Source organism: Acinetobacter colistiniresistens (assembly GCF_024582815.1).
Lineage (GTDB): Bacteria > Pseudomonadota > Gammaproteobacteria > Pseudomonadales > Moraxellaceae > Acinetobacter.
The window spans coordinates 2,310,026-2,324,250 of the sequence record NZ_CP102099.1; the positions used below are offsets into that span (position 1 = coordinate 2,310,026).

Annotated in this window: 12 protein-coding genes; 3 read left to right on the forward strand and 9 right to left on the reverse strand. The window is 42.3% G+C overall.

Going from position 1 to position 14,225, the window contains the following annotated elements; all coding sequences use genetic code 11:
• Positions 1–28 precede the first annotated feature (28 nt).
• The 3 genes from NQU59_RS10995 to NQU59_RS11005 all read right to left on the reverse strand — a co-directional run bounded on the left by NQU59_RS10995 (position 29) and on the right by NQU59_RS11005 (position 5,005).
• Positions 29–3,178, reverse strand: coding sequence for an efflux RND transporter permease subunit (locus tag NQU59_RS10995; RefSeq protein WP_257063430.1), 3,150 nt, complete (start codon positions 3,176–3,178; stop codon positions 29–31).
• A gap of 1 nt (position 3,179) precedes the next feature.
• A complete protein-coding gene (locus tag NQU59_RS11000) occupies positions 3,180–4,370 on the reverse strand; it encodes an efflux RND transporter periplasmic adaptor subunit (RefSeq protein ID WP_257063432.1) in 1,191 nt (396 codons plus the stop codon).
• Positions 4,371–4,552: 182 nt separating this feature from the next.
• Positions 4,553–5,005, reverse strand: coding sequence for an Lrp/AsnC family transcriptional regulator (locus tag NQU59_RS11005; protein ID WP_005240958.1), 453 nt, complete (start codon positions 5,003–5,005; stop codon positions 4,553–4,555).
• Positions 5,006–5,157: 152 nt separating this feature from the next.
• Here NQU59_RS11005 and NQU59_RS11010 point away from each other — a divergent pair, with 152 nt between their 5' ends.
• Positions 5,158–5,775 (forward strand): LysE family translocator, encoded by a 618-nt coding sequence (locus NQU59_RS11010; RefSeq protein WP_257063436.1) that lies wholly within the window; start codon positions 5,158–5,160, stop codon positions 5,773–5,775.
• A gap of 69 nt (positions 5,776–5,844) precedes the next feature.
• Here the strand turns inward: NQU59_RS11010 and dapC are convergent, their stop codons facing one another.
• The 4 genes from dapC to NQU59_RS11030 form a co-directional block, all read right to left on the reverse strand.
• Complete coding sequence (gene dapC / locus NQU59_RS11015; RefSeq protein WP_257063438.1) at positions 5,845–7,014, reverse strand: succinyldiaminopimelate transaminase; 1,170 nt, start codon at positions 7,012–7,014, stop codon at positions 5,845–5,847.
• A 25-nt stretch (positions 7,015–7,039) separates the two neighbouring features.
• Positions 7,040–9,703: a [protein-PII] uridylyltransferase gene (glnD, locus tag NQU59_RS11020; RefSeq protein WP_005240963.1), complete on the reverse strand. Its 2,664-nt coding sequence runs from the start codon at positions 9,701–9,703 to the stop codon at positions 7,040–7,042.
• Positions 9,704–9,774: 71 nt separating this feature from the next.
• Positions 9,775–10,992 (reverse strand): formate-dependent phosphoribosylglycinamide formyltransferase, encoded by a 1,218-nt coding sequence (purT, locus tag NQU59_RS11025; RefSeq protein WP_257066254.1) that lies wholly within the window; start codon positions 10,990–10,992, stop codon positions 9,775–9,777.
• 122 nt (positions 10,993–11,114) lie between these two features.
• Positions 11,115–11,504 carry a tautomerase family protein gene (locus NQU59_RS11030; RefSeq protein ID WP_257063440.1) on the reverse strand — a complete coding sequence of 130 codons (390 nt, stop codon included), beginning with the start codon at positions 11,502–11,504 and terminating at the stop codon, positions 11,115–11,117.
• A gap of 186 nt (positions 11,505–11,690) precedes the next feature.
• On the opposite strand from NQU59_RS11030, the gene NQU59_RS11035 reads away from it, so the two are divergent.
• Positions 11,691–12,155 carry a hypothetical protein gene (locus NQU59_RS11035; protein WP_257063442.1) on the forward strand — a complete coding sequence of 155 codons (465 nt, stop codon included), beginning with the start codon at positions 11,691–11,693 and terminating at the stop codon, positions 12,153–12,155.
• Between the two features lie 59 nt (positions 12,156–12,214).
• Here NQU59_RS11035 and NQU59_RS11040 read toward each other — a convergent pair whose 3' ends face one another.
• Together NQU59_RS11040 and NQU59_RS11045 are read right to left on the reverse strand one after the other, a co-directional pair.
• Complete coding sequence (locus NQU59_RS11040; protein WP_005240970.1) at positions 12,215–12,532, reverse strand: hypothetical protein; 318 nt, start codon at positions 12,530–12,532, stop codon at positions 12,215–12,217.
• Positions 12,533–12,740: 208 nt separating this feature from the next.
• Complete coding sequence (locus NQU59_RS11045) at positions 12,741–13,448, reverse strand: Crp/Fnr family transcriptional regulator (RefSeq protein WP_257063444.1); 708 nt, start codon at positions 13,446–13,448, stop codon at positions 12,741–12,743.
• 106 nt (positions 13,449–13,554) lie between these two features.
• Between NQU59_RS11045 and NQU59_RS11050 the strand changes: the two genes are divergently transcribed.
• The gene (locus NQU59_RS11050; protein WP_257063446.1) at positions 13,555–14,088 is read left to right on the forward strand and encodes an Mpo1 family 2-hydroxy fatty acid dioxygenase; all 534 of its coding nucleotides are present in this window, start codon (positions 13,555–13,557) and stop codon (positions 14,086–14,088) included.
• Positions 14,089–14,225 lie beyond the last annotated feature (137 nt).

The window sequence follows — 14,225 nt, forward strand, 5'->3', positions numbered from 1 at the left end:
TTCAAACCGCCTTTTTTATACACACTTATTACGTTGGTCCAATAGTTTTGGCTTCGGTCTTCCTCAAGCTGTGTATCTTGCGATTAATATCATCAATAAAGGTATAGACGACAGGAATCACCAGTAATGATAAAAAAGTACTGGTAATCAAGCCTCCAATTACAGCGATTGCCATTGGTGCGCGAAAGCTCGGATCTGTACCGATACCGAGAGCAATCGGTAACATCCCAGCACCCATTGCCAGTGTGGTCATGATAATCGGACGTGCCCGTTTATGGCAGGCATCAAGTAGTGCGTTCAAGCGAGAATAATGCTTCTCATTCCTTGCAATAATGGCGTAATCGACCAGTAAGATTGAGTTTTTACTGGCGATGCCCATCAGCATGATCAGACCAATCAAGCTTGGCATAGAGAAGCTACTTTTCGCTAATAGCAGCATCACGAATGCACCACCAAGTGATAAGGGTAAGGCGACCAGAATGGTAATAGGTTGTAAAAAGTCTTTGAATAACAATACCAACACCACATAGATACATAACACACCCGTTAGCATGGCGAGACCAAAACTCGAGAATAATTCCTGCATGACTTCGGCATCCCCAATATTGGTGCGTTTAACCGTTGGTGGCAGATTTTTCATGGTTGGTAGTTGGTCCACTTTTGCGGCAATATCTCCCAAAGGTTGATTATTCAACTCAATATTGAAGTTGATGTTACGTAAGCGATTAAAGCGATCAATTTGTGATGGGCCGCTTTCAATGTTGACTTCGGCAATGCTACCCAACATCACTGGACCATGACTGCCTTTGACCATGAGGCGTTTCATCAACTCCTGGTCCTGTCGAGCAGCCAGTGGAAGCTTGATCACAACCGGCACCTGGCGTTGAGATAAATTTAACTTTGCCAGATTTTGATCAAAATCACCTGCAGTTGCGATTCGTAAAGTTTCAGCAATATCATAGGTGGTTACGCCAAGATCTGCTGCCTTGGCGAAGTCTGGACGAATCACCAATTCTGGACGGATCAGGGCTGCACTTGACGTGATACTGCCAATATTGGGAATGGTTCTCAGCTCACGTTCAAGGCTTCGGGCCGTTGACATCAGTGCATCAGGATCATCTCCAGAGAGAGCAATCTGATATTGACCATTATTACCTGCAAGTCCGACTTGAATTCGCGCACCGGGAAGAGGAGCGAGTCGTTGCCGAATTTGATCTTCAATATCTTGCAAGCTTGCACTGCGATCTGACCGTTCGGTGGTTTGAATGGTCAATGTAGCCTTACGTGGTTCACTGGATGCACCACCCGAGAAGGGGTCTGTTCCAGCCGCACCACCGCCAATGGTGGTGTAGATGCTTTTAATCTCTGGATAATCTTTAATTAGGTTACGTGCATATTCGGCTGTTTTAAGGGTGTCTCCAAATTGAGAACCCGGTGTTAGCTCTAGGCGAACTTGGGTTTGTCCAGTATCTGGTGGAGGAACGAAACCAGTCGGTAACAATGGAATCAACATCAGTGAGGCAATAAAGAAGGCAATTGCTCCGCCTAAGGTGACCCATCGATGATTCAGGCACCACGTCACCAAACGCATATAGCTGCGCATGACTTTGCCATCTTTTGCGCGGTCATTGGCGAGTCTGCTGTTCCCTTGGTCGGTTATCGCTTGGGCAGTTGTGAATTCATCATGTTGTTCTACCTTCCCGATCCAAGGTTTTAGAATGTAGGCGGACATCATTGGCGTGAGTAATCGTGCGACTAAGAGCGAGGCAAAAATTGCCAACGCTGCAGTCCAGCCAAATTGAACAAAAAATTTACCTGCAATACCACTCATAAATGCAGTTGGTAAGAACACGGCAATCAGAGTAAAGGTAGTCGCGATGACGGCTAGACCAATTTCATCGGCGGCTTCCATCGCGGCTTCATAGGGTGTTTTGCCCATACGTAAATGCCGGATGATATTTTCAATTTCAACAATCGCATCATCGACCAGAATCCCCACCACCAAGGACATGGCTAATAGGGTGACAGTGTTGAGGGTGAAACCAAAGAAATACATACCAATCATGGCAGGTAAAATTGACAATGGCAGGGCGGTTGCGGCAATAATCGTAGCGCGCCAGTCTCTCAAGAACAACCACACTACTAAGATCGCAAGGATTGCACCTTCATAAAGTAGGGACATCGAACCATGATAATTGTCAACTACCGGATTCACGAAGTTAAATGCTTCGGTAATCTTGATATCGGGGTGTACTGCTTTGAGTTTTGCAAGTGCTTCGGTCACACCTTTTTGAACATCGACCTCACTGGCACCTTTGCTGCGGGTAATTTCAAAGCCAATCACAGGTTGGCCATTTAACAATGCTGCGGAACGCCGTTCAGCAATCCCATCGCGGACAGTCGCAACTTGATCAAGACGGATATGCCGACCATCACTCAAGGCGATATCCAGAGCACCGATTTCAGCTGCTGATTTGACGGTGGCAATCGTTCGAATGGATTGTTCACTGCCGCCAATTTTGGTTTGTCCACCAGAAGCATCTTGCTGGGTCAAACGAAGTTGACGCGTGATATCAGTTGCAGTTGTATTGAGTGCTAATAATTTTTCAGGATCGAGTTCAACTTCAACTTGACGAGTTACTCCTCCCACACGTGAAACTGCACCAACCCCTTTAACTTGTAGCATCGCACGGGCAATATCATAGTCTACAAACCATGATAGTGCTTCTTCATCCATTTTGGGGGATTGTATGGTATAGGTCAGAATGGGTGAGCCAGAGAGATTAATTTTACTGACAATCGGATCGCGTAAATCGGCGGGTAGATCGGAGCGTACTTGAGAAACTGCATTCCGAACATCGTCCACCGCTTCTTGTAATGGTTTTTCAAGTTGAAATTCGGCTGTAATTGTGACTACGCCATCTTTGATATTGGTGTATTGGTTTTTTAATCCTTGTAAGGTTGCAATAGAATTTTCAATTTTACGTGCAACTTCGGTTTCAAGCTGGGGTGGTGCTGCACCGGGAAGTGCGGCAGTGACAGTAACCATTGGCAGTTCAATATCTGGGAACTGCTGGATTTTCATCCATTTAAAACAGAGTAAGCCCGCTAATCCAAGCATAATAAATAATAAAATGCCAGGAATAGGATTTCGGATTGACCAAGCGGAGAAATTCATCTTATTTCTCCTGTACAGTCACAAGCTGTTTGCTTAATGGGGTGTCTGGAATCTCTTTGACGATGTTGACGAGATCTCCATCTGTCAGGAAGCCAGTGCCTGACGAAACCACTTTGACATTCGGGGCTAAATTCAGGATTTCGACGCGATCACCAAGACGACGACCAACGGCAACCTTTTGTTGGCTTACACGATTGTTATTCGCAACAATAAACACATATGAAAAACCATCACGTAACAGTAGGGCGGTTTGAGGAATGGTTGTTGCTGGTTTTTGGCCTAAATCAAACTCACCTTTGACAAACATACCCATCCGGACTGCCTGTGTGGTTGGAATATCCACATAGACCAGCCCGTAACGGGTTTGTGGATCGATGACAGGTGCAATCATTCTTACTTTGCCGATAACTGCGGGCTGTGCTGGATCTGGTGAAACAATATGTGCTGCCATCCCTTGCTGGAGTTTGTATAAATCAGACGTCGTGACTTCTGCACGCCATTCCAGACGATGATTGCGAATGAGACGAAACAGTTCTTGTCCTGTTTGAGCTAAAGCACCAACAGTTGCTGTACGCGCTGAAATCACGCCATTATCAGGTGAAATCACTTGGGTTTGGGCTAGGCGTAATTGATTGCTTTCGATCTGAGCTTTAGCTGCATCAAGACGTGCTTGTGCCGTGGCCTGAGAGGTTTGGTATTGGGTGGATTCCTGAGCTGAAATTGCCCCAGTATTTTTGAGTTGCTGGATACGTTTATTATGGGTGATGGCATCACTCAGCACAGCTTGCGCTTCTGCATAACTTGCTTTGGCTACAGCGAGGTCGGCGCGAATGGTGTCACTGTTAATTTCTGCTAAGACCTGACCGCGTTTGACTTCATCACCCACATTGACGTTGACATGGGTCAGACGTTGGCCCGAGAGCTCACTGCCAATGACCACTTCTTGCCAAGCAGCGATATTGCCATTTGCAGTCAAAGTTTGTTTCCAGTTTTGTAGCTCAGGTTGGGCTACGGTAACGGTTAAGGCTGCTTTCTGTGTAGCTGTAGTGCTACCTTTTTGTGGTCCAGTATCTGTTGTTTTTTTAGTCGCCCCAGTCTGCCAAAGAATGATGATAGCAATAATAAGTACAATAACGATTGCTAAAATCAGCCAACCCTTTTTGTTTATTTTCGTGGCAATGTGAGAAGTCATCTTTCCATAGTCATCAAGTTTTGATGGCTAAGTATAGACGAAGATTTCAGCAGTTGGTCAAGAGAGATTAAGCAGATAAAAAAATTAATAAAGTCGCTTATGTTTATGACTTTTCAGCTTAGGAAAAGTGTGAATTGCTTCAATCCCGAACTTTTTATTCTACCCCAAATGATTATTATTGCTTAAAGAGGCAGTAAACGATTGGAGACCACATTTTTCATGACAATGGTTGAGGTCAAACGTTGAACATTGGGTAATGCAGAGAGGCTGTCATCGTAGAGTTTTTGGAAACTGGCCAAGTCTTTAGCAACCACATGCAATAAATAATCTGGATTTCCAAATAAACGTTGTGCCTGAATCACATTGGCAATTTCAATAACTTTTTCTTCAAAAGCAGAAAGGGCTTTTTTATCTCCATCTTTTAAGGTGACAAAGATAATGGCTGAGAAATTAAGCCCAATTTTTGAGGCTTCCAAATCGGCATGATAGCCTTTGATTACTCCTGTTTCTTCAAGTGCTTTGACGCGACGGTGGCAGGGAGACAGACTTAAACCGATTCTTTCGGCCAGCTCTGTGATAGATAATCGCCCATTTGCTTGTAGTTCAGCAATAATTTTCTTATCAATGCGATCCATTTAGAAGAATCTCCCTTAGGACTTTAAAGATGTAGAAGTATTTAGAATAACATTTTCTTCATTAAAGCATATCCTTTCTCAACAATCTTCACCGAACGGTGAAAAAAAAGGCTGTTGAAAATAGCATTTATGAATTGAGAAGGGCGTTGCTAATGGAACTCAGTGTGATTTTTGCGTTTTGGTGTGTTTCGATTTTATTCGTTTTAACACCTGGTGCGGATTGGGCATATGCCATTCTTGCAGGTGTTCGAGGGCAGTTTGTTTTAAATGCGGTCACAGGCTTGGTGCTCGGGCATCTCATGGCAATTTTATGTGTTGCTGCGGGGGTCGGTGCATTGGTACAACATTACCCGATTTTACTCACTGTAATGACAATCATGGGGGCTTGTTATTTATTCTGGATGGGAGTGCGGCTATTTATGCATCCTGCCACTATTTCTACTGAGAGTAATACAACACAATCTTTAGATTCTGCACGTTCATGGTTAATTAAAGGGGTTGGTATTAGTGGTTTAAACCCAAAAGTGTTATTGCTATTTTTTGCTTTATTACCCCCCTTTATTCATCCTCAAATGGCATTTTCACCGACAACCCAGATTATTTTGTTGGGGATGGTTCATTTACTCAGTTGTGCGGTAGTGTATGTACTGGTCGGGATTGCAGCTAAAAGAATACTGAGAACGCGACCGCTGGCAGTGAAACGGGTTAGCCGTATTTCTGGGGGATTAATGGTTTTGATTGCCACCCTCTTGCTTATTGGGCAGGTTTGATACAGTAGGGTGCTTTAATCGCTGTAAGTTCCCTAGAAAAAATCCCCGAATGTTCGGGGATTTTTTAATTTAAAGGATGGCTTTCAGGCGTTTGACCACTTCTTCACATTGTGCTAAATCAGCCACTAAGGCCATTCTGACATGACCTTCACCGGGATTGCCTTGTTCAGTATCTCTTGACAAATAACGACCTGGTAAAACCTTGATATGCGCTTTTTCCATCAGCATTTTGGCAAAAGTCTCATCGTTGTCCACTTTTAACCAATAATAGAAACCTGCATCTGGTTTTTGTAATGGCAATAGATGACCAAGTTCAGACTGGAATAAATCAAACTTTGCATGGTACTGTTGACGATTTTCTTCAACATGCGCTTCGTCGTTCCATGCTGCAATCGAAGCCAGTTGATTTTGTACTGGCATTGCAGCGCCGTGATAGGTACGGTATTGCAAATATGGCTTTAACAGGGCTGCATCACCCGCAACAAAACCAGAACGCATGCCCGGTAAATTTGAACGTTTAGAAAGTGAATGAAACACGATACAATTTTTATAATCATCACGTCCCATTTCAGCACAGACTTCTAAAAGCCCAATCGGTGCTTGATCAAACCAAAGTTCCGAATAGCACTCATCCGATGCAATCACGAAACCATATTGGTCAGACAATGCGATCAGCTTTTTAAATTGTTCTTTTGAAAGTACTGTTCCTGTCGGATTGCCCGGGGTGCACACAAACAGTAATGCTGTTTTTTCCCAGACTTCTGCAGGGACTGCATCAAAGTCACCGAGGTAAGCATTTTCTTCGGTACAGTTAATGAAATAAGGTTTTGCACCCGCAAGTAGGGCTGCACCTTCATAAATCTGATAAAACGGATTTGGCATTACCACATAGGGTGCATCTTCACGTTTAATCAAGGCTTGTACAAAAGAGAAGATCCCCTCGCGTGTTCCAGAAACAGGCAGAATATGATCTTCTGCACTAATATGGTTCAACTTGAAGCGATTGCTAAGCCACTGTGCAATACTTTGGCGCAACTCAGGTAGGCCCTTACTGTTTGGGTAGGTTGATAAGTGGGCAAAATTATCAATAATCGCTTGTTTAACGAACTCTGGGGCTGGATGTTTAGGCTCACCAATCGATAAAGGAATCAAAGGTAAATTGGCAGGTTGCACATCTTTAAATAGTTGATTTAACTTTTCAAAAGGATAGGGATGCAATAACGACAAGCTAGAGTTCATTTAAACAGTTACCAAACAATAAAATTTAAGATGGATTACAAATTTGATTCGAGGCTTCATCTAAAGCGGCTTTTAAGCTTTCCGCAAAAGTTTTCACTTCTTCATCGCTGAGCAAGACACCATTTTTCTTGGTGACAAAGAAAATATCTTCCGCACGTTCACCCAGTGTGGCAATTCTTGCAGAATGGATATCCAAACCTTGCAACATGAATAAACCACCGATACGTGCCAGTAGGCCCGGATGGTCAAGGGTCGAAATTTCAACCATGTGTTGCTGTAACGTCGGGTTCAAGACAATATCCACGGTATTTTGCACATCAAAATGACGCAAATGACGGGGGATACGGCGTTGCATGATCCCTGGATATTGATCCGAATGGCTTAATGCATCAACCAAAGCGGCTTTCACTTTGCGTTCGCGATCTGGGTCAGTCAGTAAAGTACCAAAACGGTCAAGCACCAGGTAGGTATCTAAGCTGAATGAGGTTGAAGCAGTGATAATGCGTGCATCCTGAACATCAAGGTTCATACGATCCAGTACCGCAACCGTGGTGGCAAACAAGTTTGGTTGATCACGGGTATAGATAAAGATCTGAACCGCATCATCGGCCGCATTACGATGTGCACGTAATAATACCAAAGGTTCTGGATTATCGCCGTGTTGTAAAATCGCTTGGGTATGCCATGCAATTTCATTGGCGGATTCTTTGACAAAGTATTCATCGCCTAGTTCTTGCCAGACTTTCTCTACTTCAGCCAGAGAGAAGTCATTGACTAAGAGTTCACTTGCAGCAAATTTGGTATCTTCAATCAGCATTTGATAATCAACTGGACGGCCCAAGCCTGAACGAATCACATCACGTGCATAGGTATACAGCTGGCGCATGAGTGATGCACGCCATGTATTCCAAAGTTTTGGATTGGTCGCGTTAATATCGGCCACCGTTAGGGCATAGAGATAATCAAGATGCTCCATGTCACCGACTTTTTCAGCAAAGTCTCTGACTTCATCTGGGTCGGAAATATCTTTTTTCTGTGCGGTAAGGGACATTAGCAGGTGATTGTTAATCAGCCATGCAACCAGTTTGCATTCACGTTCGGTAAATCCATGGGTACGACAGAATTCAATTGCATCTAATGCCCCCAGTTCACTGTGATCACCACCACGACCTTTGGCAATGTCATGGAAAATCGCGGCCATATAGACGATGTCATGGCGAGAGATACGCTGAAACACAGAGCTAACCACAGGAAATTCTTTGGCAAATTCGGGTTCTTTAAAGCGACTTAAATTACGCAGTAATAGGAGCGTATGTGCATCGACCGTATAAATATGGAATAGGTCGTATTGCATTAATCCAGTAATTTGCCCAAAAGCAGGAATGTAATTGCCCAATACGCCATAACGCTTCATCGCTACCATGGTGTCATATAAATGAGGTGAGCGAATAATCGACATAAACAAAGCTTGATGTTCTGGATTATTACGGAAGCGCTGGTCAATCCGTTTGGCTGCAAGCACAAGCAGACGCAAGGTACGGGCGCGAATCCCGGTAATTTCAGGACGGTTAGCCAACAGATAGAACAATTCTAAGATGGCAATTGGTTCTTCTGAAAAGACTTTGTGATGCTGAACAGCCAATTTGCCATCGACAATTTTAAAACGCTCATTGATGTCGATGATATGACGTTCATAATCAGGCAGACGCGGGGTAATCACCGATTCATTGAAATAGGCGAGTAGCATTTCATTCAGCGTTGAAACTTGCTGCGCAGTACGATAGTAGCGCTTCATGAACTGTTCAACGGCAAAATTAACAGGCTGACCTTCTTCACGTACATAGCCAAACTTTGCTGCGATATCACGTTGATATTCAAACAACAGACGATTTTCATCGCGTTTGGCTAAACGGTGTAAGTGGGTACGAATTTCCCATAAGAAACTTTCCGCTTCTTCCAGTACACCCAATTCAAACTCAGTAATAAAGCCTAAATGGACTAAATCATAGATGCGATTGACACGGAAATGACGTTTGGCGATCCAGCCGATTTGGTTGATATCGCGAATACCACCCGGTGCATTTTTGATATCAGGCTCTAAATTACTCTCAGTATTATTGTGTTGTGCATAGCGTTTGGCTTGTTCTGCCATTTTGGCATCATAGAAGGTTTGATCCGTCCATGTTTGCGCAACAATACGGCGTGGCCATTTGGCTAATTGTTGATTGCCTGTAATGAGACGGGCTTCAATCAAGGTGGTGGCAACAGTTAAGTCATTAATGGCTTGTTCGACACAGTTCTGAATGGTACGGACGCTGATGCCGGGTTTGAAATTACCGACATCCCATAACGATGAAATAAAGGTCGAGATCAGTTTTTCTTGTTCTTCACTGATTTCATCCTCAGATAAAATCATGATATCGGTATCAGAATAAGGCAGCATCTCATGGCGGCCATAGCCACCGACTGCAAATAAACCTAATTCAGTTTGATCTAGGCCTGCGTGGTTCCAAAGGAAGATCAAGGCTTCATCAATCGAATCTGAACGCGCACCAATCACATCACGAATGGGTTGTCCATTTTCATAACTCTCCTGTAATTGCTTTTCTACATCCGTACGCCATTGGTTAATCGCTTGAATATCATGAAGACTGGTGACGTAGTTCAACAAAGGAGAGGTCTTGATCATAAAGCTGAGTCTTCTATCAAAGCCCCTCTAAAAAAGAGGGGAAGTTGTGATGATAATAACCTAAGGTCATCTTAAGCGTTGGTTTGTACACTCACTTGGTCTGCGGCATGCTGTGCTAATTCACGTGCAAGATCGGTTGTTTCAGCACGAGCTGTTGCGACACCCATACGGCGGCGTTTAAAGCCTTCAGGTTTACCAAATAGACGTAGATCAGTGTTGGGATTGGCTAATGCAAGATTCAAGCCAGTGAAACTCAGGTTCTTGGCATCTACACCTGCATAAATCACTGCACTTGCAGCGATACTATGACGTGCTGTATTGACAGGCAGACCGAGAATTGCACGTGCATGTAATTCAAATTCGCTCTGGAATTGTGAAGCTAAAGTCACTAAACCCGTATCATGTGGGCGTGGCGAGACTTCGCTAAACCAGACTTTATCGCCTTTGATAAACAGTTCTACCCCGAAGATACCACAACCACCTAACGCAACTGTGACCTTATTTGCAATCCGTTTTGATTCTTGTAACGCAACAGGCGTCATGGCTTGGGGCTGCCAGCTCTCGACATAGTCACCAGCATCTTGACGGTGTCCGATCGGATCACAAAAATGTGTTTCGATTTCACCTGTTTCTGGATTTTTGGCGCGGACTGTGAGCAGGGTAATTTCAAAATCAAAATCAATCTGTGACTCAATAATTACTGTACCTTGATTAACCCGACCACCTTGCATTGCGTAGTCCCAGGCCGCATCCACCTCATCAAAACTCTTAACGCGAGATTGGCCTTTACCTGAAGAAGACATCACGGGTTTTACAAAGTTTGGATAACCAATGTCATCACAGGCTGCGCGGAAGCTTTCCAGTGTATTCGCGAAGCGATAAGCAGAGGTAGGTAAGCCAAGTTCTTCAGCAGCTAAACGGCGAATCCCTTCACGATTCATGGTGAGATTGACTGCTTTAGCCGAGGGAATTACCGTTGCAGTTTGGCTTTGTTCAATTTCAATTAAAACTTCAGTAGCAATCGCTTCAATTTCGGGAACGATCAAATTCGGTTTTATGTTTTCAATTAATTGTTTTAATTCGGTTGGATTTGCCATATTCAGGGTGTAGGCATAATGTGCAACTTGCATGGCAGGTGCATGATCATAACGATCTGCAGCATGAACTTCTACACCTAAGCGCTGCAAAGAAATCACAACTTCTTTACCAAGCTCTCCAGAACCTAACAGTAAAACCTTAAATGCAGAAGATTGAAGTGGAGTTCCAAGAGTGACGCTCATGCGAATGATCCTATCCTGAGTAATTTGTGTTTAAGCATAGCAGAACTTTGTGCTGAATTAAGCCCGTATATCACAAAAAAACATGGTTTTTGTTAGACAAAAAAATAGCACTTAGGAGGGTATTTGTCTGTTTAAACATTGACCTGATAATTGAGCTGTAATTCATCCGCATTTTGACCACGGATTCCCCAATTGCATTTGGGTGTTTCAAAAATTGTGATTTCAATGTCTTGGGGTGAAATCCCGCATTGTTGCTCAATATTGCTGAAAATGCTTTGGATCAAGCTTTTTTTTGCTTCGATGCTTCTACCTTCAAACATCGAAATTTCGATAATAAGGTAGTACTGACTACGATCACTGGGATAAATAAAGTTTTCTGTAGCTAAAGCAATAAAACGCTGAAATTTCTTTTCCATAGGATAATTTAAGCTTTCAACCAAAGCCTGATGGATTGCATGTGAAAGTTGAGGTCTAAACTGCTCAATCGTGGACTGCAAGGCATAAATCTTGATGTGTGACATGCTGGTTTTCTTCCTTTTTGAAGTTTTAATTTTTATATATGAGTAAGTCTGACTTTATGCTGAACAAGAATATAAAATCAATTGTTTAGAATAAAAGGTATACTGCTGAGTAAATAAGTAACAAGCATTGAGAATTATTCCCAAATTGACTAGCATAATGGCCAAATGTTTCATCGGCAATTTGATATGTCTAATCCAAACTTTCGTGTAGCTGCAATTGTGATATGCAGTACTTTTTTATTGGCTGCTTGTGGAAACTCAAGTACTGAACCAAAAGAAAAGGTCGAAATCAAACCTGCGCCGAAACTGAATAATGATGCAACAACCTATGCCAATGCGGCATGGACGTTGATTAATAACATCGATTCGATTGTTTACAATAAACAGACTGCCGATATTGAAGAAAAAGTCAGAAAACCTTTGCGTCAGCTCAGTACCGATTGGCGAATCAACGTTAAAATGACTGACTCGGTAACCGAAGGAAAATATGCACTTTGCCGTAAAGCACTGACCAGTCTGGATACATGGGCGCGTGATGTAAAAGATAATGGCAATGGGTCAGCACAAAAACAGGCTGATTACGAACGTGATAAAGCGCAATGTAAAGATGCGATTGATAATCCTGCCTTGGGGAATACCTCGCCAAAATGAGAATAAAAAAAGCGAGATCAATAATCTCGCTTTTTAGTGGTTAAAGCTATTGCTAAAACTTAATGGGTTTTAACGGTTTTAGCTGCATCTTGTTTCACTTGAGTTGTTGTGGTACTCGCTGCTTTTTTAGTATCTGTCGTAGCCTTCATCGCTTCATGCTTGGTTGTATCTTTGGTTTTAACCGCTTCTTGTTTCGCTGTAGTGGTTGCTTTAGTTGTTTCTTTTTTGGTTTTCACGACACCAGTTGCAACACATTTTCCACCTTTATGATTTGGTCCTGTACCACCTTGGATTTGAGTTCCTTTTGGGCAGGCAAATGCGCTAGCACTTAATACTGTAAATAAGCCTGCTGTTAGAATAGTTGCGATTTTTCTCATGATTGTATTCTACATTTTAGTAAGCGATAGTGCTTAGCCTTAATTTAGATGAGTTTATAAGGAAAAAGCACAATAATTTTGTGACATATTTTAATTTGTAAGTATCATTTTATAGTGAGATTTTTCTTTTAATTTAGCTTTAAGATTAACGCGATATTGACCAATTTAGCTCACAGGTCTGTTTAAAAATAATACAAATCACATGCTGCTAGTGCTCTTTTATATATCCCACTGCTGCTAATTGTCTCAGTCGAACTATATCAATTACTTCAATTTTTTTAAAACCGAGACGAATGATGCCCTGTTTTTCAAATAAATTGAGTTCCTGATTTACAGTCTGTCGGGAGATTGTCAGCATATTAGCCAATTGGTCTTGAGAGATTTGGATACTAAAATCCTGAATCTGAGCGCGGTTACCATAGCCTTCTAAAATAAACAGTAAGCGTTGTGCCAGACGTTGGCTAATGCTTTGGGTTTGAATTGCGATTTGCTCTAAAAACACATAGCGTAATTTTTGGCTGGTCAGCAAGGCGAAGTAATACCAGTAATACGGATTTTTAAGCAAAAAATCATTCAGTGGCTGTGCGGGGATTTTTAAGACGACACTTTTTTTCAGGGCGATCGCATCATGCGAACGGGGCTGCTGGTCAATCAGGGAAATTTCACCGAACCACATGATCGGTTCTGCAATAGCAGCAATCGCTTCATTGCCATTGACATCGATATAACCCAAGCTGATTGAGCCTTCTAGTACCCCATAAACACCATCAAACTTATCTTGTGCACTAAAAACGGCTGCATTTTTTTCAACGATCTGTTTCTTGCCATACTCAATAATAAAATTTTGAAAGGGCTCTGCCAGATGACTAAACCATGAATTTTGCTGCAAATGTTGAATATAAACACGATCTAACACGGCTGTTCCTTGATTAAAAATAAGTCCATTTGTCAGCTACATGACAACTTCACTGCAATATTTCTTATAGATTAACAGTATAAACAAATGAAATGAGGAATGAGAAATGACAAATTTGGAACGTCTACTCAGCCAATATGCGGCTTATCACTTAGATCGAAATAATATTGTGACCCATTTTGTGGGTATTCCTTTAATTGTTTTTTCTATTCTATGTTTAACCGCACGTGCAGGTATAGAAATTTCCAGTGTTTCAGTCACATTGGCATCGGTGCTAATTGTATTAAGTACAATCTATTATCTTTCACTCGATAAGCTATTTGGTCTTTTGATGCTGGCTTTATTGGCCTTGGTATATCCACTGGCTGTGAAAATTGCGGCTTTACCAATGTGGAGTTGGTTAGGGACCAGTATCGGTATTTTTGTGGTGGGCTGGGTGTTTCAGTTCGTGGGGCATTATTTCGAGAAGAAAAAACCAGCCTTTGTCGATGATGTGATTGGTCTAGCGATTGGACCATTATTTGTATTGGCTGAGTTTGTCTTTTTACTTGGATTCCGTAAGCCGTTACATCAGCGCATTTTAAAAGAGGCACAAATGAAACGTGCTGAAATGGATATGAAACCACAAACAGTATCTTAAGTCGCCAGCCTGCTGTAAAAGCCCAGCATATAACCCCTGAAAATGTCTAATTTTTAGGGTTTTTATGCATTTTATTTGTTTTTATTCTAATTAAATTTATAGCCTAAATGCTAAGCTTAAAATAAAAAAGATTAACA

Excerpts from the sequence above, each read along its gene's own strand:
- NQU59_RS11050 (WP_257063446.1), top strand. The coding sequence starts at position 13,555 with ATGACAAATTTGGAACGTCTACTCAGCCAATATGCGGCTTATCACTTA.
- NQU59_RS11005 (WP_005240958.1), bottom strand. The coding sequence starts at position 5,005 with ATGGATCGCATTGATAAGAAAATTATTGCTGAACTACAAGCAAATGGG.
- NQU59_RS11030 (WP_257063440.1), bottom strand. The coding sequence starts at position 11,504 with ATGTCACACATCAAGATTTATGCCTTGCAGTCCACGATTGAGCAGTTT.
- dapC (WP_257063438.1), bottom strand. The coding sequence starts at position 7,014 with ATGAACTCTAGCTTGTCGTTATTGCATCCCTATCCTTTTGAAAAGTTA.
- NQU59_RS10995 (WP_257063430.1), bottom strand. The coding sequence starts at position 3,178 with ATGAATTTCTCCGCTTGGTCAATCCGAAATCCTATTCCTGGCATTTTA.
- NQU59_RS11040 (WP_005240970.1), bottom strand. The coding sequence starts at position 12,532 with ATGAGAAAAATCGCAACTATTCTAACAGCAGGCTTATTTACAGTATTA.
- NQU59_RS11000 (WP_257063432.1), bottom strand. The coding sequence starts at position 4,370 with ATGACTTCTCACATTGCCACGAAAATAAACAAAAAGGGTTGGCTGATT.
- NQU59_RS11035 (WP_257063442.1), top strand. The coding sequence starts at position 11,691 with ATGTCTAATCCAAACTTTCGTGTAGCTGCAATTGTGATATGCAGTACT.
- glnD (WP_005240963.1), bottom strand. The coding sequence starts at position 9,703 with ATGATCAAGACCTCTCCTTTGTTGAACTACGTCACCAGTCTTCATGAT.
- NQU59_RS11010 (WP_257063436.1), top strand. The coding sequence starts at position 5,158 with ATGGAACTCAGTGTGATTTTTGCGTTTTGGTGTGTTTCGATTTTATTC.